A 16,195-nucleotide genomic window follows, 5' to 3' on the forward strand; every position below is an offset into this window, starting at 1 on the left:
CCGCTGACCGGGCCCTGACCGAACCTGACGAAGCGGTCAGGAAGCCGCCGGAAGCCTGTGCCAGGCTGGCGGGGTGAGGATTCTGGTGGTGGAGGACGAGCGCGAGCTGGCGGAGACGCTACGCCTCGGGCTGACGGCCGAGGGCTATCGCGTGGACGTGGCCCATGACGGCCGCGAGGGCCTGTGGAAGGCCCGCACGGGTGACTACGCGGCCGTCGTGCTCGACCTGATGCTGCCGCTGCTCAACGGCTACCGGGTCTGCGCCCAGCTGCGCCGTGAGGGCATCACCACGCCCGTGCTGGTGCTCACCGCGAAGGACGGCGACTGGGACCAGGCCGAGGCCCTCGACACCGGCGCCGACGACTACGTCACCAAGCCGTTCACCTACCTGGTCCTGGTCGCGCGGCTGCGCGCACTCATGCGCCGGGCGCGGGGACCCGCCTCCCCGCTGCTGGCGGTGGGCGACCTGGTCCTGGACGTGGCGGCCAGAACCTGCCTCAGGTCGGGCGTCGCCGTGCCGCTCACACCCCGGGAGTTCGCAGTCGCCGAGGTGCTCGCGCGGCGGCCGGGCGAAGCGGTCACGAAGTCGGAGATCCTGCACCACGCGTGGCCGGACGAGGCCGAGGACCTCAACCTGGTCGAGGTCCGGGTCAGCGCCCTGCGCCGGAAGATCGACACGGCCTTCGGACGGCAGTCCCTCCTGACGGTGCGCGGGGTGGGCTACCGGTTGGTCGACGACCGCGGGGAGACGGAGGAGGGCGCGGTTCAGGAGCCCCCGGCCGGGCGGTGGGACGGTGCCTGACGGAACTCCGGTGACTGACGTTCCGAACGACCGGGATCCGAACGACCGTGATCCGAAAGGGCGGGATCCGAAAGGGCGCCGCGCCCTGGTATCCGCGTTCCCGTCCGGCGTGCTCCGCCGACTGCGGCGCGCCCGCCTTCTCCCCCGCTCGGTGCGGGCGCGTTCGGCGCTGGCCGCCGCCTTCGCCGCGGCCGTGCTCTTCACCTCCGGGGCCCTGCTGATGCGGCATCAGCTGTACGACGAGCGGCTGCGGGCCACCTCGTCGGTGGCCCAGCAGCAGGTCGACACCCTGCTCAGCGCAACCGCCGACTCATCCGTCGGCGGCCCCTGGGGAGCGCCGTACGAAATCGTCGCCGACGACGGCCTGCTCCTGGCGTCCAGTCCCGAGCTGGAGCCGTACGAGAAGGACGACCGCGCGTTCCTCCCGGGCCCGGGCCGGGGCGGGAGCCTGCCCCTGTACACCAGACGCCGGTTCACGTTCCCCACCGTGGCCGAGCCGGCGGCCCGCTCGCTGTCCGGACAGACCCTGACCACCGTCGAGGGGACGGTGCCCGCCTCCTACCTGCCCGGCGAGACGCAGGGGCGCGGGGTGGCCGCCGGCGCCCGGGTCCGGGTGTACGTCCTGATCGTCCCGGACGATGCCGAGCGGGCGGTCGGCGAACTCGACCGGGAACTCGTCGTGGCCGTTCCCCTCGCGACCGCGCTGGTGGCCGGGGTGGCCTGGCTGGCCACGCGGCGGGCGCTGCGGCCGGTCGAGGCGATCAGGGCGCGCACCGCCTCGGTGACCGCGACGGACCCCCGCGAACGGGTGGAGGTACCCGACACCGCCGACGAGGTGGCGGAACTGGCGCTGACCATCAACGCCACCCTGCAGCGGCTGGAGGAGGCGGCCACGGCACAGCGCCGGTTCGTGGCGGACGCCGCGCACGAACTGCGCAGCCCGCTCGCCACCCTGCTCGCGGGGCTGGAGGTGGCCACCGCCTACCCCGACCGGGCCGACTGGCCCGCCGTGGTGACCGCGGCCGGCCGGCAGGCGCGGCGGCTGAGCGGTCTGACGGAGGAGCTGCTCCTGCTGGCCCGGCTGGACGCGGGCGCCCCGCCGGCCCCCGCCGAACGGGTCGACCTGGCGGCACTGGCGGGTCGGCTCTTGGAGGAGTACGCGGAGCGCGCCGGGGGTTCCCCGCAGGTGGATCTCCTGGTCGCCGCGCCGGATGCCGCGACGACGGTGTTGGCGGCACCCGGTGACCTCGAACGGATCCTGCGGAACCTGCTCGACAACGCCCTGCGGCACGCCGTCGGCCGCGTGCTGCTGACCGTGGCCCGGGACTCGGCCGCACCCGGGTCGGTGCTGTGCACCGTCCGCGACGACGGGGCCGGCGTCGCGGAAGCCGACAGCGAACGGATATTTGAGCGGTTCACCCGCCTGGACGAGTCCCGCACCCGTACGGACGGCGGCACCGGCCTCGGCCTCGCCATAGCCCGCGACCTGGCGGCCCGGCACGGCGGCCTGCTCGTGCTGGCGGTGCAGCCGAAGGGTTCGGGGGCGTGCTTCGTCCTCCGTCTGCCCGCGGGAGACCCGATGCCGATACGGCCCCGCCCCTTCAGGGGTCGGGGGCGGTCCGCCAGGTCGCAGCGACCATGAAGGAGCGCGCCGCCGTCCACCGAACGCGCAGGCTCACACCTGGTCAGGCAAGGACCTGACACAGGCACTCAGCTTGTTCTTTAGCCTCGGGCTGGGCCTCTGCCACTGGCCCGCTCGCGGGCCAGTGGCAGAGTGAGCCGGATGATCGGACGCCTGTACACCGTTGTCATCGATTGCCCCGACCCAGATGAGCTCGCCGACTTTTACGAGAAGCTACTGTCGCTCTCACGGCAGGCGGACACGGGCGACTTCGTCGTGCTCCAGAACGCGGCGGGCACCCCGGTGGTCGCCTTCCAACGCGTGGAGGATTTTCGCGCGCCGCGGTGGACGGATTCCACGCGTCCTCAGCAAATGCACATCGACGTGATGGTCACGAACCTCGATACGGCTGAGGCCCAAGTGCTCGCCCTCGGTGCGACGCTGTTGGATGGTTCGGACAAGCCGATCGGTTACCGCGTCTACAAGGATCCCGTCGGCCATCCCTTCTGCCTGATCACTCCCGAGGGAGCCTGACCTCCGGCGTCGAAATGTGCCTCGAACTGGCTAGCTGACCTGGGCATTCTCCGGACGCCGAGGTGGCCTTCGCCTGATCATGTGCTCCGACCAAGGTGCACCGATCAGAACGAAGGCCGTGAGGGTGAATCACCTGCCTGAAGCCATTCCTGGGGAAGCGTTCGCGGAAGTGTCACGCTTCCGGACGGAGTTGTACGCGTGCCTGACCGGGCGGGGCGACGCGCTGTTCGAGTTGTGCGACGCGTTGCTGTGCACGGACGGGCCGGTGCGGACGCTGGTCGATCTGGCACTCGCGCCGGAACACCGCCGCGGGCACGGGGCTCTCTACGGCGGTCTCAACCGGGGGCGGATGGATGTGGCCCGGCTACGCCGCGCACTAGCCTCGGTGCCGCTGCCGCGGGCGGCGGACGGCCGGATCGTGCTGGCCGCGGACGTCTCGCCATGGCTCCGGCCGGACGCCAACACCTGCCCTGACCGGGCCTTTTGCCACACCTACCGGCGCGGAGGGGCAAAGCACCAGATGATCCCGGGCTGGCCCTACTCGGTCGTGGTCGCGCTGGAAACCGGCCGGACCTCATGGACGGCGGTACTGGACGCGGTCCGCCTGGCCCCCGGCGCCGACGTCGCCGCGGTGACCACGGTCCAGCTCCGCGAGGTCGTCGAACGGCTCGCCGCCGCCGACCAGTGGAAGCAGGGCGATCCCGGAGGCGGCCGTCCGTGCGGCCGCCTCCGGCGCGCAGTGGATCGACACCGCCCCCAACTACGCCACCGGCCGTGCCCAGGACCTGCTGGCTCCGGCCCTGGCCGCCCACCCGTCCCTGCGGATCGCGACGAAGGCCGGCTACTTCACCGCAGCCACCGGTGCCGACGCCGTGCACGCCGGTGTCCTCAACCAGGACCAAGCGGTGACCGGGCACAGCCTTGCCCCGGACTACGTGCGCTGGCAGACCGGCCGCAACCGAGCCCAGCTCGGGCGCGAGCGGCTGGACCTGGTCCTGCTGCACAACCCGGAGCGCGCCCACCCCGGCGATCGCCCCGCCCTGCACCGTGCGATGCGGGACGCGTTCGTCGTCCTGGAGCAGGCCGTGTCGGTCGGGCACGTGGCCGGGTACGGCATCGCCACCTGGGCAGGCCTGGAAGAAGAGGCGTTCACGGTGGGGCAGCTGCTCGCCCTGGCCACTGAGGCCGCGGGTGGCCGGCACCACCTGGTTGCCATCCAGATGCCCGTCAGCCTGGTGATGATGACGCCGATCGTGCAGGCCCTTCACGGCCGGGGCCCGCTGCCGGCCGCCGCAGACGCGGGACTGCGGGTCATGGCCTCCGCACCGCTGCACGTCGGCGAGCTCCCTGGCATGGTCGACCAGGAGCTCGCCGACCTCATCCGGCCTGGCCTGACCCCCGCACAGGCGTGCGTCCTGGCCGTCGCGTCATGTCCAGGAGTGACGGACGTCCTTCTCGCCGCCTCCGGTACGTCACACTGAAGGGAGGCGGCCGGCGCCGTCGCTCAACCCTCCCTGACCGTCGCCCAGTTGCGGGAGATCACCGATGTACTCGCCTCCCCCTGACCCAGACACCGAACGGCGCATGCGCGCCCACCACGCGCGCGCCGCGAAGGCCCTGGACGTCCAGGTGGAGCCGGGGACGGAGTTCTGGGGCTGGGCAGGGCGCACCCTGGGTGCCCCGGCCCGCACCGCTACGGGCGCGCCCGTGTGGCTGCGGCTGGTGTCCGCACCGGAGGACAAAGCCTCGGGGAAGTTGTGGGACGGCGCCCTTGACGCACAGCACGCCTACGGCGACCTTGACGGGCACCGGCCCGCGCTCCTGGCCGTCCACGACGCCGTCGACGACGGCACCGCCTACCGGGCGGAACTGTCGGTGCGCGTCAACCAGCCCGTCCTGTCCGACGACCCGATCCTCCAGCACGACCTCCAGCTGCCGGACTCCTGGTGGAACGACCTCGCCGGAACACTGGAGAAGGTGGCGGCCGTCGACACCGACCGCGTCGCCGTACGGCAGCAGTACATGGAGCGGGCCATCCCCGAGTTCGTCGGCATCCCGGCGCCCGCCGTGGCCCGTTGGAGCACCGCCCACTCCGACGTGCACTGGGCGAACCTCATCGCCTCGCCCCTGCGGCTTTTGGACTGGGAGGGCTGGGGCCGCGCTCCAGAGGGCTTCGACGCCGCCACCCTCCACGCCTACACGCTGCTCCAGCCGGAAACCGCCGCCCGCGTCCGCACAGCCTTCCCTGTGCTCGGCAGCCCGGCCGGACTCGCCGCCGAAGCGACCGTGTGCGCCCAGCTGCTCCAGACCGTGGCCCGCGGCGACAACCTGGTCCTCGAAGCCCGGCTCCGCAAGTGGGCTGAGGAACTCCGCCGCCGCTGAGTCCGCCATACCCCGCGTGCGGTCCGGGCAGTGTGCCGCCTCAGCACCTTCGAATGAGCGCGGCCGCGGCTTGGCTGTCGCCGGCCACGGCAGGTCAGGGCATGCCCGGCAGCGCGGAAGACCGTAGGCAGGGCGGCCGCGAGGGCGAAGCAGCCGAGGTGGCTGGTGGCGACCTGCGTCTATCGGCGCTGGTTGGCGTACTGCTGGGTTGGTCAGGGCACGACGTCAAAGGCGGTCGGACCCCGCGCTGAACGCCGTGCGACGGGCGATTTCCCTCCGACGGTCCCAGCTCTCGGTTCGGGAACCGCCTTTGCTTACTGCCTGGGGATGGCCGCTGTTCCGTCCTTGGGTGCCGCATCGAACAGTGCTGCAGCTGCTGCGCGGGCGGTGGTCGCTGCCGAGGGGTCCCGGTCCATGCGGGCCGATACTCCGGCGCCGTCGTACAGGAGGTGCAGTTGGCGTGCCAGTTCTTCGGGGTCGGTGGCGCCGGCCTGCCGGGCCAGGTCTGTGAAGAGCGCCCTTACCCAGAGCCGGTACCGGTCCGTGGCGTCTTCGACGGGGCTGCCCGGTAGTGCTTCTGCGCTGGCCGTCATGTGTGCGCAGCCGTTGAAATCGGGTTCGGTGAACAGCTGGCCCTGTGCGTCGAAGACGCCCAGCAGCCGCTCGCGGGGTGTGCGGAACCGGGTCAGGGCGCGTTCGACCTGCTCGCGGGTGTCGGCGTGGCGGGCGTCGAGATACGCCTCGACCAGTTGTTCTTTGCTGCCGAAGAGGTTGTAGAGCGATGCCTTGGCAACGCCTGCCTTCTGCACGATGCGCTCGATGCCGACGCTCTGTACACCTTCCTGGTAGAACAGCTCGTCGGCGGCGGCCAGGAGACGCTCACGTACGGTCGGTTTCGAGGCGTTGACCTTGCTGGGCATGACGCTTTCCTTCTTTCAGACTAGTGGTTCAGTTTACAGCTCCGCTCAGGGCTCCTTCGGCTGCTGGCCATGGCTAACAAGGTTAGACCGACCTGTCTTCCCGATCTGCGAACGGAGGTGGTCACCGCGATGCGGTGACCACCTCCGTTTTGCTGCCCGTCGGTGGCCAGGTTGTGTCGGCCGCTCGTGGGTCAGCGGTCGAGGAAGAACGTGGTGTGGGCGACGAACCGCTCGGGGTACTGGAAGTGGGCGCCGTGGTTGGCGTCCGGGTAGAGGATCAGCTCGGCGTTGGGGAGGAACTGCTGGAGGATGTAGGAGTTGATCGTGGGGATGATGATGTCGTCGGTGCCGTTGACCACCAGGACCGGGATCGTGATGTTCTTCAGGACCGCGTACGCGGGGTCCTTGGTGGCGCCGTAGGTGTGGATGGCGGTGCCCTGGCCGGCGTAGACCTGCTCGCCGAACGCGGAGTCGTCGCGGTCCTTGCGGGCCACGATCCTCTCGACGTATGCGCGGCCCGCCTGCTGGCTGGTCTCGGTCGGGGCGAACAGGACCGGCAGCCACATGTCTTCCTGCCGGGGCAGCTTGACGGTGAACAGTGCGGCGGTCTGCGCCGGTGTCTCGCCGATGCCCACGCCGCCGCGCGGGCCGGTGCCCACCAGGACCATTTTGCGGGCCAGGTCGGGGCGCTGGATGGCGACCTGCTGGGCGACGAGGCCGCCCATGGAGTGGCCGACCAGGTCCACGCTCGTCAGCCCGAGGGCGTCGATGAAGCTGCCCGCGTCGGTGGCCATCTGCTCGATGGTGTCCGGGACGACGCCGCTGGTGGAGGCCACCCCGGTGTTGTTGAACAGGATGACTTCGCGGTCGGCGGCGAGCCCGTCGCTGATCGCCGGGTCGTGGTCGTCGAGGTTGCCGATGAAGTGCTGGAAGAACACGACCGGCGTCCGGCCGGCGGCCGCGTTGCCGAAGCGGCGGTAGGCGAAGCGGATGCCGTCGGCCTCGATGAACCGGGTCGGGGCGGTGTCGTGGGTGTGGTCGGTCACGGTGGCGCTTCTCCTTGAATCAGCGTCTTGAGATGGTGTGGCAGCCGCACGTGGGCTGTCCGGGCGCGCGGGCGAGCTGCGTGCCCGGTGCAGGTCAGTTGGCGCTGTGGCCGCCGTCGGCGTTGAGGATGTGGCCGGTGATGAACGACGCCTGGTCCGATGCGATGAACACGATCGCGTCGGCGACCTCCTCCGAGAGGCCGAGGCGGGCCAGCGGGACCTCGCTCACCAGGGCCGCCTTGTTCTGCGGTGTGCCGGTGAAGCGGGTCAGCATGCCGGTGTCCGTGGGGCCGGGGGCCACGCCGTTCACGCGGATTCCCGAGGCGGCGACCTCCAGGGCCACCGACTTGGTGATGCCTTCGACGGCGTGCTTGCTGCCGACGTAGACGGAGGCTCCGGCGGCGCCCTCGTGCCCGTAGGTCGAGGAGATGTTGACGATGCTGCCGCTGCCCTGTTCCTGCATGACGCGGACCTGGTGCTTCATGCTCAGGAGCACACCGAGGACGTTCGTGTCGAACGTCGCGTTGTACGTCTGCGCACTCTGGTCGGTGATCGGGCTGGGACGGCCCTCGGTACCGGCGTTGTTCACAGCGACATCGAGACGGCCGAAACGGGTGACGGTCTCGTCGACCATGGCACGCACCTCGTCCTCGTTACGGACGTCGGCGTTGATGAACTCGGCCCACGAGCCGAGCCCGCGCAGTTCCTCGACCAGGGCCTTGCCGGCCTCGTCACGGCGTCCGGTGACGACCACGTTCGCGCCCTGCTTGGCGAAGGCGACGGCGGCGGCGCGGCCGATGCCGGTCAGCGCACCGGTGATCAGTACGACGGGGGTATCCATTGCTCTGCTCGGATTCTGTAGATGTGGTGGCGGTCAGACGGCAGTGCGTCCGCCGTCGGCGGGGATGACGGCGCCGGTGATGTACCGGGCGGCGCGTGAGGCGAGGAAGCCGACGACGTCGGCGATCTCCTCGGCCTCCGCCGCGCGGGCCAGGAGCGTGGTCTTGCCCAGGTCCGTGAGTCGCTCCCTGGACGAGCCGCCGGTGTAGACCGGTCCGGGGGCGATGGTGTTGACCCGCACGCCCCGCGGGCTGTACTCGGCGGCCCAGGACCGGGTCAGCGAGGTGAGCGCGGCCTTGGTGGCGCTGTAGGCGGCGCCACCCGCAAGACCGATCTGCCCGGCCATGCTGCCCAGGTTGATGACGACGCCCTCGCCTCGCTCGGCCATCGCCGGTGCGATGACGGCCGTGAGGTAGTAGGCGCTGCGCACGTTGGCGTCGAACAGTGCGTCGTAGGTGTCGGGCTCCAGGTCGGCGGTAGGGCCGAACCAGGAGAACCCGGCGTTGTTGACGAGGACGTCGACGTTCTTGGCCGCCTCTGCCAGCTGCTTGACGGCGGTGACGTCGGTGAGGTCGGCGGCGATGAACTCGGCCCGGCCTCCGAGGCCCTCGATCCCCTTGACCACTGCGGCTCCGCGGCCGGCGTCGCGTCCGTGCACCAGGACCTTGAACCCGTCCCGGGCGAGCTTCTCCGCAGTCGCCCGGCCGATACCGGACGTCGCGCCTGTCACCAGGGCTGTGCGCACCTCAGACATGGCACGCCTCCTTCCGATTGACCAGACTGGTCTGTCTGATCTCGCAATCCAGCTAAACACTACGACCTGGTCTCGTCAAACGGTGGCCGACACTGAGCGTTCCACCTGCTGTTTGACAGCCCTGGGCATGGAATCTACGGTTGAAGAACAGATTAGACAGACTGGTCTGGCCAGTAGGTCACGACAGGAGACAGCGCATGAGCATCACCTTCTTCGGCGCCTCGTTCGACGCCACCGACGCCGCACGTGCCGCGGCGTTCTGGGCCGCCGTCCTTGGCCGCCGGGTCGCCGACGGGGCCGACGAGCACGACGCCGTGGTGGAGGCCGGCGATCCCGGCAGCGGGCCACGGCTGGCCTTCCACCGGGTCCCCGAGGCCAAAACCACCAAGAACCGCTTCCACCCGGACCTGATCACCAGCGACTACGAGGGCGAGAGAGGACGTCTGCTCGCGCTCGGGGCGACCAAGCTCCACGAAGTCGTGCGCGACGGCGCCCGGTGGACCACGTTCGCCGACGTCGAGGGCAACGAGTTCGACCTCATCGCCGGCTAGACCCCCCCCCCACCAGGAATCGAGGAGAACACCATGACGACGACAAGGCAGCCCAGGATCCCCGGCCCCGACCACCCGATCACCGTCGAGCCCACCGGCGCCCGCGTCGTGGCCCGTATCGGCGGACAGATCGTCGCCGACACCACCCGGGCCCTGACCCTGCGCGAGGCCGGCTACCCGCCCGTCCAGTACATCCCGCTCGACAACGTCGACCAGTCGCTGCTCACCCCCAGCGACACCCAGACGTACTGCCCGTACAAGGGCGACGCGTCCTACTACGGCCTCGCCCTCGCCGACGGCGCGCGGACCGACGCCGTGTGGTTCTACCCAGCGCCGTACGACGCCGTCGCGGACATCGCCGGCCACGTCGCCTTCTACACCGACCAGGTCGACGTGGTCGTCGGGGCTTGAGAGCCCAGAGGATTACCCGGTCCCGCCTCTGACGGGGGGGCGGTCATTCACCTGTGTTCCGTGAGCCCCGGCCGGACCGGAACTGAGTACTTCATCTCAGCAAACGCCGGGGGCGGCCGGGGTAGGACCCGGCGGGGCGGAGGGGGACACCGGCGTTACGGACGTCTCGGACGCCGAAGTCGACGAGGCCATGGAGCTGATCGAGCGGATGACCACTGACCGCCTGGAGGGCCCCGACTTCGTCGACCACTACACCGAGGCGCTGGAGAAGGTGATCGACGCGAAGCGGGAGGACCGCCAGCTGCCCGACGTGCCGGAGCCGGAGAAGGCACCGGGCAAGGTGCTCGATCTGATGGCGGCCCTGCAGGAGTCCGTGGACAAGGCAAAAGCCTCGCGCGGTGAGGACACCGACGCTCAGGTCCACGAGTTGCCCGAGAAGAAGGCGGCGAAGGCTCCGGCGAAGAAGGCGGCCGTGAAGAAGACGACGGCCAAGAAGGCAGCCACCCGTAAACACCGCCACAGCGCGTAGCCGTCGTATACGGCAGACTCACCGCCCTCAGCGCGAGGCGCGATCGGCATGGCCCCGGGCGGCCGGCCCGGATCGGGATCGGGACTACTGGCCGGGTTGCTGGCGCAGGTCCAGGAAGAACCGCAGCCGTACGCCGGGCTCGCTGTGACTGAGCACGATAGGTGTCACCGCTGCCAGGGCGTGAGCTGGCGTTCCTCGCGACCGTGAGCACCGTTGTTGTCACCGGATGAGCAAGCTGCTTGTCACCGACCACGTCCCGGACACCACCAGCGGGTCAGAAACCGTCTGAAGGACGGATACGGAAGCACGGGCCCCTGGGGCGGGGCGGATCCGTGCTCCGATGATGCCGCTGCGAGCCGTTCCGGCTCGGGCCATAGATCTGTTGGTGTTAGCCCAGCACGCGGAAACGTTCATGAAGACGGCTGACAAGGGGCCCGCACATGACCGAACTGCCAAGCCAGCGCGCTGTACCGATACCCGCGCAGTCCGCAGTGCAATGGGCTCCCGGTTCATCGGGGGACCCCATCGAGATCCTCGATGGGCTGGAAGCGGAGTTCGCTCGCCGATGGCCGGACGGCATGACGGGGTTGGACGCGGTGCACCGGTACGCGATGATCCCACCGGGCAAGCTCTTACGGCCGTTGCTGGTAGTGCATGCGGCACTGACGGTGGGCGGGGAACTGAGCTCCGTACTGCCGGCTGCCGCCGGGATCGAGGGTGCACACGTCGGCAGCCTGATGCACGACGACATCATCGACCGCGACACCCAGCGGCGCGACCGAGCAGCCGTGCATGCTGCTTTCGGACCCGCGCAGGCCATCGTCGCCGGCAACGCCCTGTACTTCTCGTGGTTCGCGGCGCTCGCCGAGTGCGCCGACCGCGGAGTGCCCACCGACCGCATCGCGCGCGCCCTGGCGGTGCAGGCGGGCGCCGGGGTGACGATCTGCCGGGGCGCCTTCGACGAGCTGGCGATGAGAGGCGGCCTGGACCGCTCCGTCGACGACTACCTGGCGATGGCCCGGGACAAGACCGCGGCACTCTTGCAGGCGGCCTGCCGCATCGGCTCCATCCTCGGCGGAGGCGACATTCCCACCACGGACCTGCTCGGCGCCTTCGGTGACCACCTCGGCATCGCCTTCCAGATCCGCGACGACCTCCTGCCCTATGACCCCGCCACCGCTGGCCTGACGGGCAAACCCGCCGACAGCGACCTGCGCAACCACTACGCCACCCTGCCCGTCCTACTCGCCCACCAGCGAGCCGGCCCCGCCGGCCGCGCCGCCCTGCGCCACACCCTGCTCAACGAAGCCGACCCACAAACTGCACTGCGCCGGATGCGAGCCCTTCTGGACGAGACACGCGCCCTCGAAGCCGCACACGCGATGGCCGACCACCACGCTCAACTTGCGCGCGATGCCATCTCCCAACTCCCCGCCACCGCCCACACCCACGCCCTCTCGCTCCTGACCTGGCCCCCGAGCGAGACGACCCGGCGGGCGCCGGCATGAACGCGGGCGCGCTGGCCGCCACCGCCCTGACCGACTGGCCCGCGCGTTCGCCGGCTGCGGCCGCTGGGCCTCCCAGCCCGACCAACCTCGACGGCGCCTCGCCGACAACTCCCAGAAGTCTGACCTGGAAACCGCACGACCCAAGAGACACACGCGAGGAGAGCACCGTGACGAACGCCGAAGCGCCGGACAGCGCATTCGTCAAGCTCCTGGCCTTCTACAGCCCGCTCATTGCAGAGATCCACCCCGACGCGGAGCGCCTGCGAGCACGCACGCAGGCATGGGCGCGGCAGTTCGATCTCGGCGCTGGCAACACCCGGCTAACCACGATGCTCGCCCAGACCGGAGCTGACTTCACCGCGCACGCGCTTCCGCACACGCCCATAGAGATCGGGCAGGCATTCTCCGACTACAACGCGTGGGCCTGGTACCCCAGCGAGTTCGCCGGCTCGGGTCGACCGACCTCTGACGTCGTAGCTTCGCTGGCCCGCTGGGAGCGCACCTTCCGTTCGCCGAACTCTTGGCCGGATGCCACCGCCCCCGCCGACATCGCCATCCGTGACGTGTGCCTGCGTATGCGGAGTCTGTTGACCCCAGTGCAATGGGAGCGTTTCGCTGCGGGCCAGTGCCAGTGGCTCTACCACATGGCGTGGGAGGCCAGCCTCTTGGAACGGGGTGCCGATCTCTCGGTCAACGACTTTCTGGCCATGCGGATCGGGTCCGGTGGAGCGAATGCTGCGGCCGCCTGCATGGACGCGGCGGAGGGCATTGAACTCAGCGAGCAGCAATGGCTCCGTCCCGCCGTCCGCGCGGCCGCCGAGGCCAGCATGCTCGCCAGCGTCCTGGACAACGATCGCTACTCCTATCTCCGGGAGCGTGATCTCCCGGTCAGGAAGCTCAGCCTGTTCGACGCCATCCGCCACGACCATCCCGACTACACCTTCGAGCAAGCCGTCATCAAGGCCGTCGCCATCCGCGACCGCATGATGGCCCTGTACCTCCAGCTACGCGAGGAGCTCCTAGCGGACGGCGACGACGACCTCGGCCGCTACCTGACCGGGCTCGACCGCATGGCCAGCGGAAACATCAACTTCGCCATGACAACCGGCCGCTACCTGCTCCCCGACTCTCCTCACACCGTCACGCGGGTGGACAAGCCCAGCGACCCCAGCACCGCACCACTCCCTTACCCGACCATCGCCTGGTGGTGGGGGACATCCTCCCGTGGTGACAGTTAGCCCGCTCAGGTGACAACTATCGCGCTCCGACACACTCGCCCGGCTCCCGGGTCGTGTGGGACGCCGACGCGAGCGCGCACTGTGCCGCGAGCAGTTCCTGGACTGTGAACGCTGTCTTGTCGTCCAGGGCCGCTACTTCCACCACTGCCAGTCCAGGCTCCGCCACGTGCGCGTCGATGATCTCCCTCATGCCCGGGACGACGCACCACAGTGGTCAGAAGTTCAGCCGGCCGGAGGCTGTCACCCTTTCGGGCCGGATACACGCGGGTGCCGGCGTGGCGGAGGTGCTGCTCCACTGCTCCCGCGCACCACTGCCAGAGCGTGCGGCCCGGCGAGAGGCAGCACGACCGCCTTCGCTCCGGCGGTGATGTCGTCCCGGGAATCAGTCGATGATGTGCAACTGGGTGTCAGGGTGGCAGATCGGGCACGCCGGTACTCCGTGTGCGGTGAGGAGACGGCGGGCTTCGTCGCGGCCGATCGCGCGGTGCCGTCTGCCTGTCAGCAGAGGTACTCCGCATACCCGTCCAGTACCCGGAGGACCTCGGCCTCCCCCGCCGGAGGCAACTGCACCACCGCCTCCTCGATGCCCAGCTCCGCGTAGTGCGCGAGCTTCCCCGGCGTCGGCAGCACCGCGTACGGCACCACCTGGAGGGCGGCCGGGTCGCGCCCCGCGTCGGCCCACACCGAGCGGAGCACCGGCACCGACTCGGCCAGCCCGCGTCCCCCGATCGGCAGCCACCCGTCGGCGTACTCCGCGATGTGCGCGAACAGCTTCGGCCCCGCCGCCCCGCCGACCAGCGTGCGCGGCCCGGCGACCGGCCCGCGCGGCTTCTGGACGGGCTTGGGGAACGCGAAGCTCGGCCGGACGCTCCCGAACTCCCCCTCGTACCCGGTCGGTTCCTCCGCCCACAGCGCCCGCATCAGGGCCATCCGGTCCCGGCCCAGCTCCCGCCGGTCGCGCCACCGCACCCCGTGGTCCGCGGCCTCCTCGACGTTCCAGCCGAAGCCGAGGCCGAGGGTGAAGCGGCCGCCGGACAGGTGGTCGAGGGTGGCGATCTGCTTGGCGAGGCCGATCGGGTCGTGCTGGGCGACCAGGGTGATGCCGGTGCCGAGGCCGAGGCGCTCGGTGACGGCGGCGGCCTGGCCGAGGGCGACGAAGGGGTCGAGGGTACGGCCGTACTCGCGGGGCAGGTCGCCGCCCGCCGGGTACGGGGTGGCCCGTTCGACGGGGATGTGCGTGTGCTCGGGCAGGTACAGCCCGGCGAACCCGCGTGCCTCCAGCTCACGGGCGAGCCGGACGGGGGCGATGGTCTCGTCGGTGAGGAAGATCGTGACGGCTATGCGCATGCACCATCTGTACCGGGGGTGGCCCGATCTGTCCATACCGACTGGTCGGCATCAACCGCCCCACCCTTCCCACAGCTATGCACATGACATACGGACGCCTGTGGATTCCCTGTCCTTCCGGGTTCCGGGGGAGTTCACGTCGAGAAGGGAGAGTGAGCGGCATGTGTGAGGACACGCACGGCATCGGCAGACGCGCGCTGTTCGTGACGGGCGCCGCGGCAGCCCTTACGTTGGGAACCGTGAGCTTCGCAGCGGCGGACGGTCAGGACCAGGAGACCCGGACGGTACGCGGCACACTGCCGCCGGGCTGCCCGGACTTCGTGTACGTACCGGTCGACGTACCCGCCGGCGTACGGGAGATCAAGGTCTCCTACACCTACGACAGACCGGCCGTCCCGGCCGGCACCATGGGCAACGCGCTCGACATCGGCGTCTTCGACCAGCACGGCACCGAGCTGGGCGGCAAGGGCTTCCGGGGCTGGTCGGGCGGCGCGCGCACCGAGTTCTTCGTCCGCGCCGACGACGCGACCCCGGGCTACATCCCCGGCCCGGTCGGCGCCGGCACCTGGCACGTCGCCCTCGGCCCCTACACGGTGGCCCCGCAGGGCCTCTCCTACGAGCTCACGATCACCCTCACCTACGGCGAACCCGGCACCCCCGTCCGCCCGGTCTACCCGCCGTCCCGGGCGAAGGGCCGCGGCCGCGCCTGGTACCGGGGCGACTGCCACCTGCACTCCTGGTACTCCGACGGCCGCCGCACCCCCGCCGAGATCGCGGCCCTGGCCCGTGCCGCCGGACTGGACTTCATCAACTCCTCGGACCACAACACGCACTCCTCGCACCCGCACTGGGCGGACCAGGCCGGCGACGACCTGCTGATCATGCTCGGCGAGGAGATCACCACCCGCAACGGCCACGTCGTCGCCCTCGGCACCGACCCCGGCACCTTCGTCGACTGGCGCTACCGGGCCCGGGACAACCGCTTCGGCCGCTTCGCCCAGCAGATCCACAAGGCCGGCGGCCTGGTCGTACCGGCCCACCCGCACGCGACCTGTGTGGGCTGCGCCTGGAAGTTCGGGTTCGGCGAGGCCGACGCGGTCGAGGTCTGGAACGGCCCCTACACCCCCGACGACGAGGTGGCCCTGTCCGCCTGGGACGCCGCCCTGGTCGCCTCGGTGCGCGGCAACCGGGAGTGGCTCCCGGGCATGGGCAACAGCGACGCGCACCGGGACCCCGACGCCGTCGGCATGCCCCAGACGGTCGTCCTCGCCGACGACCTGACCCGCGAGGCCATCCAGGCGGGCCTGCGCGCGGGCCGCTCCTACGTGGCGGAGTCGAAGAACGTGACGCTCGCCTTCACGGCGACGGGCGGCCACGGCCGGCAGGCGGGCATCGGCGAACGTCTCCCCGTCGCCCCCGACACCCCGGTGACCGTCCGCCTGGAGGCCTCCGGCGTCCCGCGCTGCACGGTCCGCCTCGTCACCGACGAGGGCGTCCTCCTCACCACCGACCCGCTCCCGGTGTCCGGCTCGGGGGTGGTGGAGTGGCAGACGACCCCGTCGTACGCGGCCTACGTCCGCGCGGAGATCCGCCACGAAACAGCAGCGGGCCCGGTCCCCGGCGCCCTGGCGGCACTGACGAACCCGATCTTCCTGGGGCGGTGAGGGTCACGCCGACTTCGGCCAGGTCCGAGGTGCGCCCGCTTCGGTGGC

The 16,195-nt window shown here is 70.7% G+C and carries 18 protein-coding genes and 1 pseudogene; 12 read left to right on the forward strand and 7 right to left on the reverse strand.

Annotated features, from left to right (window positions below):
• The first annotated feature begins 73 nt into the window (after positions 1-73).
• The 6 genes and pseudogenes from ACWGKQ_RS25595 (at position 74) to ACWGKQ_RS25620 (ending at position 5,339) form a co-directional block, all read left to right on the forward strand.
• Entirely contained in the window at positions 74-802 is a 729-nt protein-coding gene (locus ACWGKQ_RS25595) for a response regulator transcription factor (protein WP_453294277.1), read from the forward strand.
• Between the two features lie 10 nt (positions 803-812).
• A complete protein-coding gene (locus ACWGKQ_RS25600) occupies positions 813-2,444 on the forward strand; it encodes a sensor histidine kinase (protein ID WP_453294278.1) in 1,632 nt (543 codons plus the stop codon).
• A 141-nt stretch (positions 2,445-2,585) separates the two neighbouring features.
• Entirely contained in the window at positions 2,586-2,957 is a 372-nt protein-coding gene (locus ACWGKQ_RS25605; protein ID WP_453294279.1) for a VOC family protein, read from the forward strand.
• Between the two features lie 79 nt (positions 2,958-3,036).
• Positions 3,037-3,660 (forward strand): annotated as a pseudogene (locus tag ACWGKQ_RS25610) (transposase); the annotation flags it as partial.
• 40 nt (positions 3,661-3,700) lie between these two features.
• The gene (locus tag ACWGKQ_RS25615) at positions 3,701-4,438 is read left to right on the forward strand and encodes an aldo/keto reductase (protein WP_453294353.1); all 738 of its coding nucleotides are present in this window, start codon (positions 3,701-3,703) and stop codon (positions 4,436-4,438) included.
• Positions 4,439-4,541: 103 nt separating this feature from the next.
• Positions 4,542-5,339, forward strand: a complete 798-nt coding sequence (locus tag ACWGKQ_RS25620) for a hypothetical protein (RefSeq protein WP_453294280.1) — start codon at positions 4,542-4,544, stop codon at positions 5,337-5,339.
• Between the two features lie 314 nt (positions 5,340-5,653).
• Here ACWGKQ_RS25620 and ACWGKQ_RS25625 read toward each other — a convergent pair whose 3' ends face one another.
• From ACWGKQ_RS25625 to ACWGKQ_RS25640, 4 genes are all read right to left on the reverse strand, one after another.
• Positions 5,654-6,259 (reverse strand): TetR/AcrR family transcriptional regulator, encoded by a 606-nt coding sequence (locus ACWGKQ_RS25625; protein ID WP_453294281.1) that lies wholly within the window; start codon positions 6,257-6,259, stop codon positions 5,654-5,656.
• Between the two features lie 191 nt (positions 6,260-6,450).
• Positions 6,451-7,305: an alpha/beta fold hydrolase gene (locus ACWGKQ_RS25630; RefSeq protein WP_453294282.1), complete on the reverse strand. Its 855-nt coding sequence runs from the start codon at positions 7,303-7,305 to the stop codon at positions 6,451-6,453.
• 94 nt (positions 7,306-7,399) lie between these two features.
• Complete coding sequence (locus ACWGKQ_RS25635) at positions 7,400-8,146, reverse strand: SDR family NAD(P)-dependent oxidoreductase (protein ID WP_362571767.1); 747 nt, start codon at positions 8,144-8,146, stop codon at positions 7,400-7,402.
• 33 nt (positions 8,147-8,179) lie between these two features.
• Positions 8,180-8,899 (reverse strand): SDR family NAD(P)-dependent oxidoreductase, encoded by a 720-nt coding sequence (locus ACWGKQ_RS25640; RefSeq protein ID WP_453294283.1) that lies wholly within the window; start codon positions 8,897-8,899, stop codon positions 8,180-8,182.
• A gap of 197 nt (positions 8,900-9,096) precedes the next feature.
• On the opposite strand from ACWGKQ_RS25640, the gene ACWGKQ_RS25645 reads away from it, so the two are divergent.
• From ACWGKQ_RS25645 to ACWGKQ_RS25665, 5 genes are all read left to right on the forward strand, one after another.
• On the forward strand, positions 9,097-9,450 hold the full coding sequence (locus tag ACWGKQ_RS25645) for a VOC family protein (RefSeq protein WP_453294284.1): 354 nt from the start codon (positions 9,097-9,099) through the stop codon (positions 9,448-9,450).
• Between the two features lie 33 nt (positions 9,451-9,483).
• Positions 9,484-9,861, forward strand: a complete 378-nt coding sequence (locus ACWGKQ_RS25650; protein WP_453294285.1) for a DUF427 domain-containing protein — start codon at positions 9,484-9,486, stop codon at positions 9,859-9,861.
• 208 nt (positions 9,862-10,069) lie between these two features.
• Positions 10,070-10,390: a hypothetical protein gene (locus ACWGKQ_RS25655; protein WP_453294286.1), complete on the forward strand. Its 321-nt coding sequence runs from the start codon at positions 10,070-10,072 to the stop codon at positions 10,388-10,390.
• 578 nt (positions 10,391-10,968) lie between these two features.
• Positions 10,969-11,898, forward strand: a complete 930-nt coding sequence (locus ACWGKQ_RS25660) for a polyprenyl synthetase family protein (RefSeq protein WP_453294287.1) — start codon at positions 10,969-10,971, stop codon at positions 11,896-11,898.
• Positions 11,899-12,065: 167 nt separating this feature from the next.
• Positions 12,066-13,136 carry a terpene synthase family protein gene (locus tag ACWGKQ_RS25665; protein WP_453294288.1) on the forward strand — a complete coding sequence of 357 codons (1,071 nt, stop codon included), beginning with the start codon at positions 12,066-12,068 and terminating at the stop codon, positions 13,134-13,136.
• 16 nt (positions 13,137-13,152) lie between these two features.
• On the opposite strand, the gene ACWGKQ_RS25670 is transcribed toward ACWGKQ_RS25665, so the two are convergent.
• The 3 genes from ACWGKQ_RS25670 to ACWGKQ_RS25680 all read right to left on the reverse strand — a co-directional run bounded on the left by ACWGKQ_RS25670 (position 13,153) and on the right by ACWGKQ_RS25680 (position 14,483).
• Positions 13,153-13,326 carry a DUF6207 family protein gene (locus tag ACWGKQ_RS25670; protein ID WP_453294289.1) on the reverse strand — a complete coding sequence of 58 codons (174 nt, stop codon included), beginning with the start codon at positions 13,324-13,326 and terminating at the stop codon, positions 13,153-13,155.
• Between the two features lie 192 nt (positions 13,327-13,518).
• Positions 13,519-13,641 (reverse strand): DUF6233 domain-containing protein, encoded by a 123-nt coding sequence (locus tag ACWGKQ_RS25675; protein WP_453294354.1) that lies wholly within the window; start codon positions 13,639-13,641, stop codon positions 13,519-13,521.
• Positions 13,635-14,483 carry an LLM class F420-dependent oxidoreductase gene (locus ACWGKQ_RS25680; protein WP_453294290.1) on the reverse strand — a complete coding sequence of 283 codons (849 nt, stop codon included), beginning with the start codon at positions 14,481-14,483 and terminating at the stop codon, positions 13,635-13,637. The genes ACWGKQ_RS25675 and ACWGKQ_RS25680 overlap by 7 nt, the downstream gene beginning before the upstream one ends.
• Before the next feature lie 161 nt (positions 14,484-14,644).
• On the opposite strand from ACWGKQ_RS25680, the gene ACWGKQ_RS25685 reads away from it, so the two are divergent.
• Positions 14,645-16,147: a CehA/McbA family metallohydrolase gene (locus ACWGKQ_RS25685; RefSeq protein ID WP_453294291.1), complete on the forward strand. Its 1,503-nt coding sequence runs from the start codon at positions 14,645-14,647 to the stop codon at positions 16,145-16,147.
• Positions 16,148-16,195 lie beyond the last annotated feature (48 nt).

It is taken from the genome of Streptomyces sp. NPDC054770 (assembly GCF_053611985.1).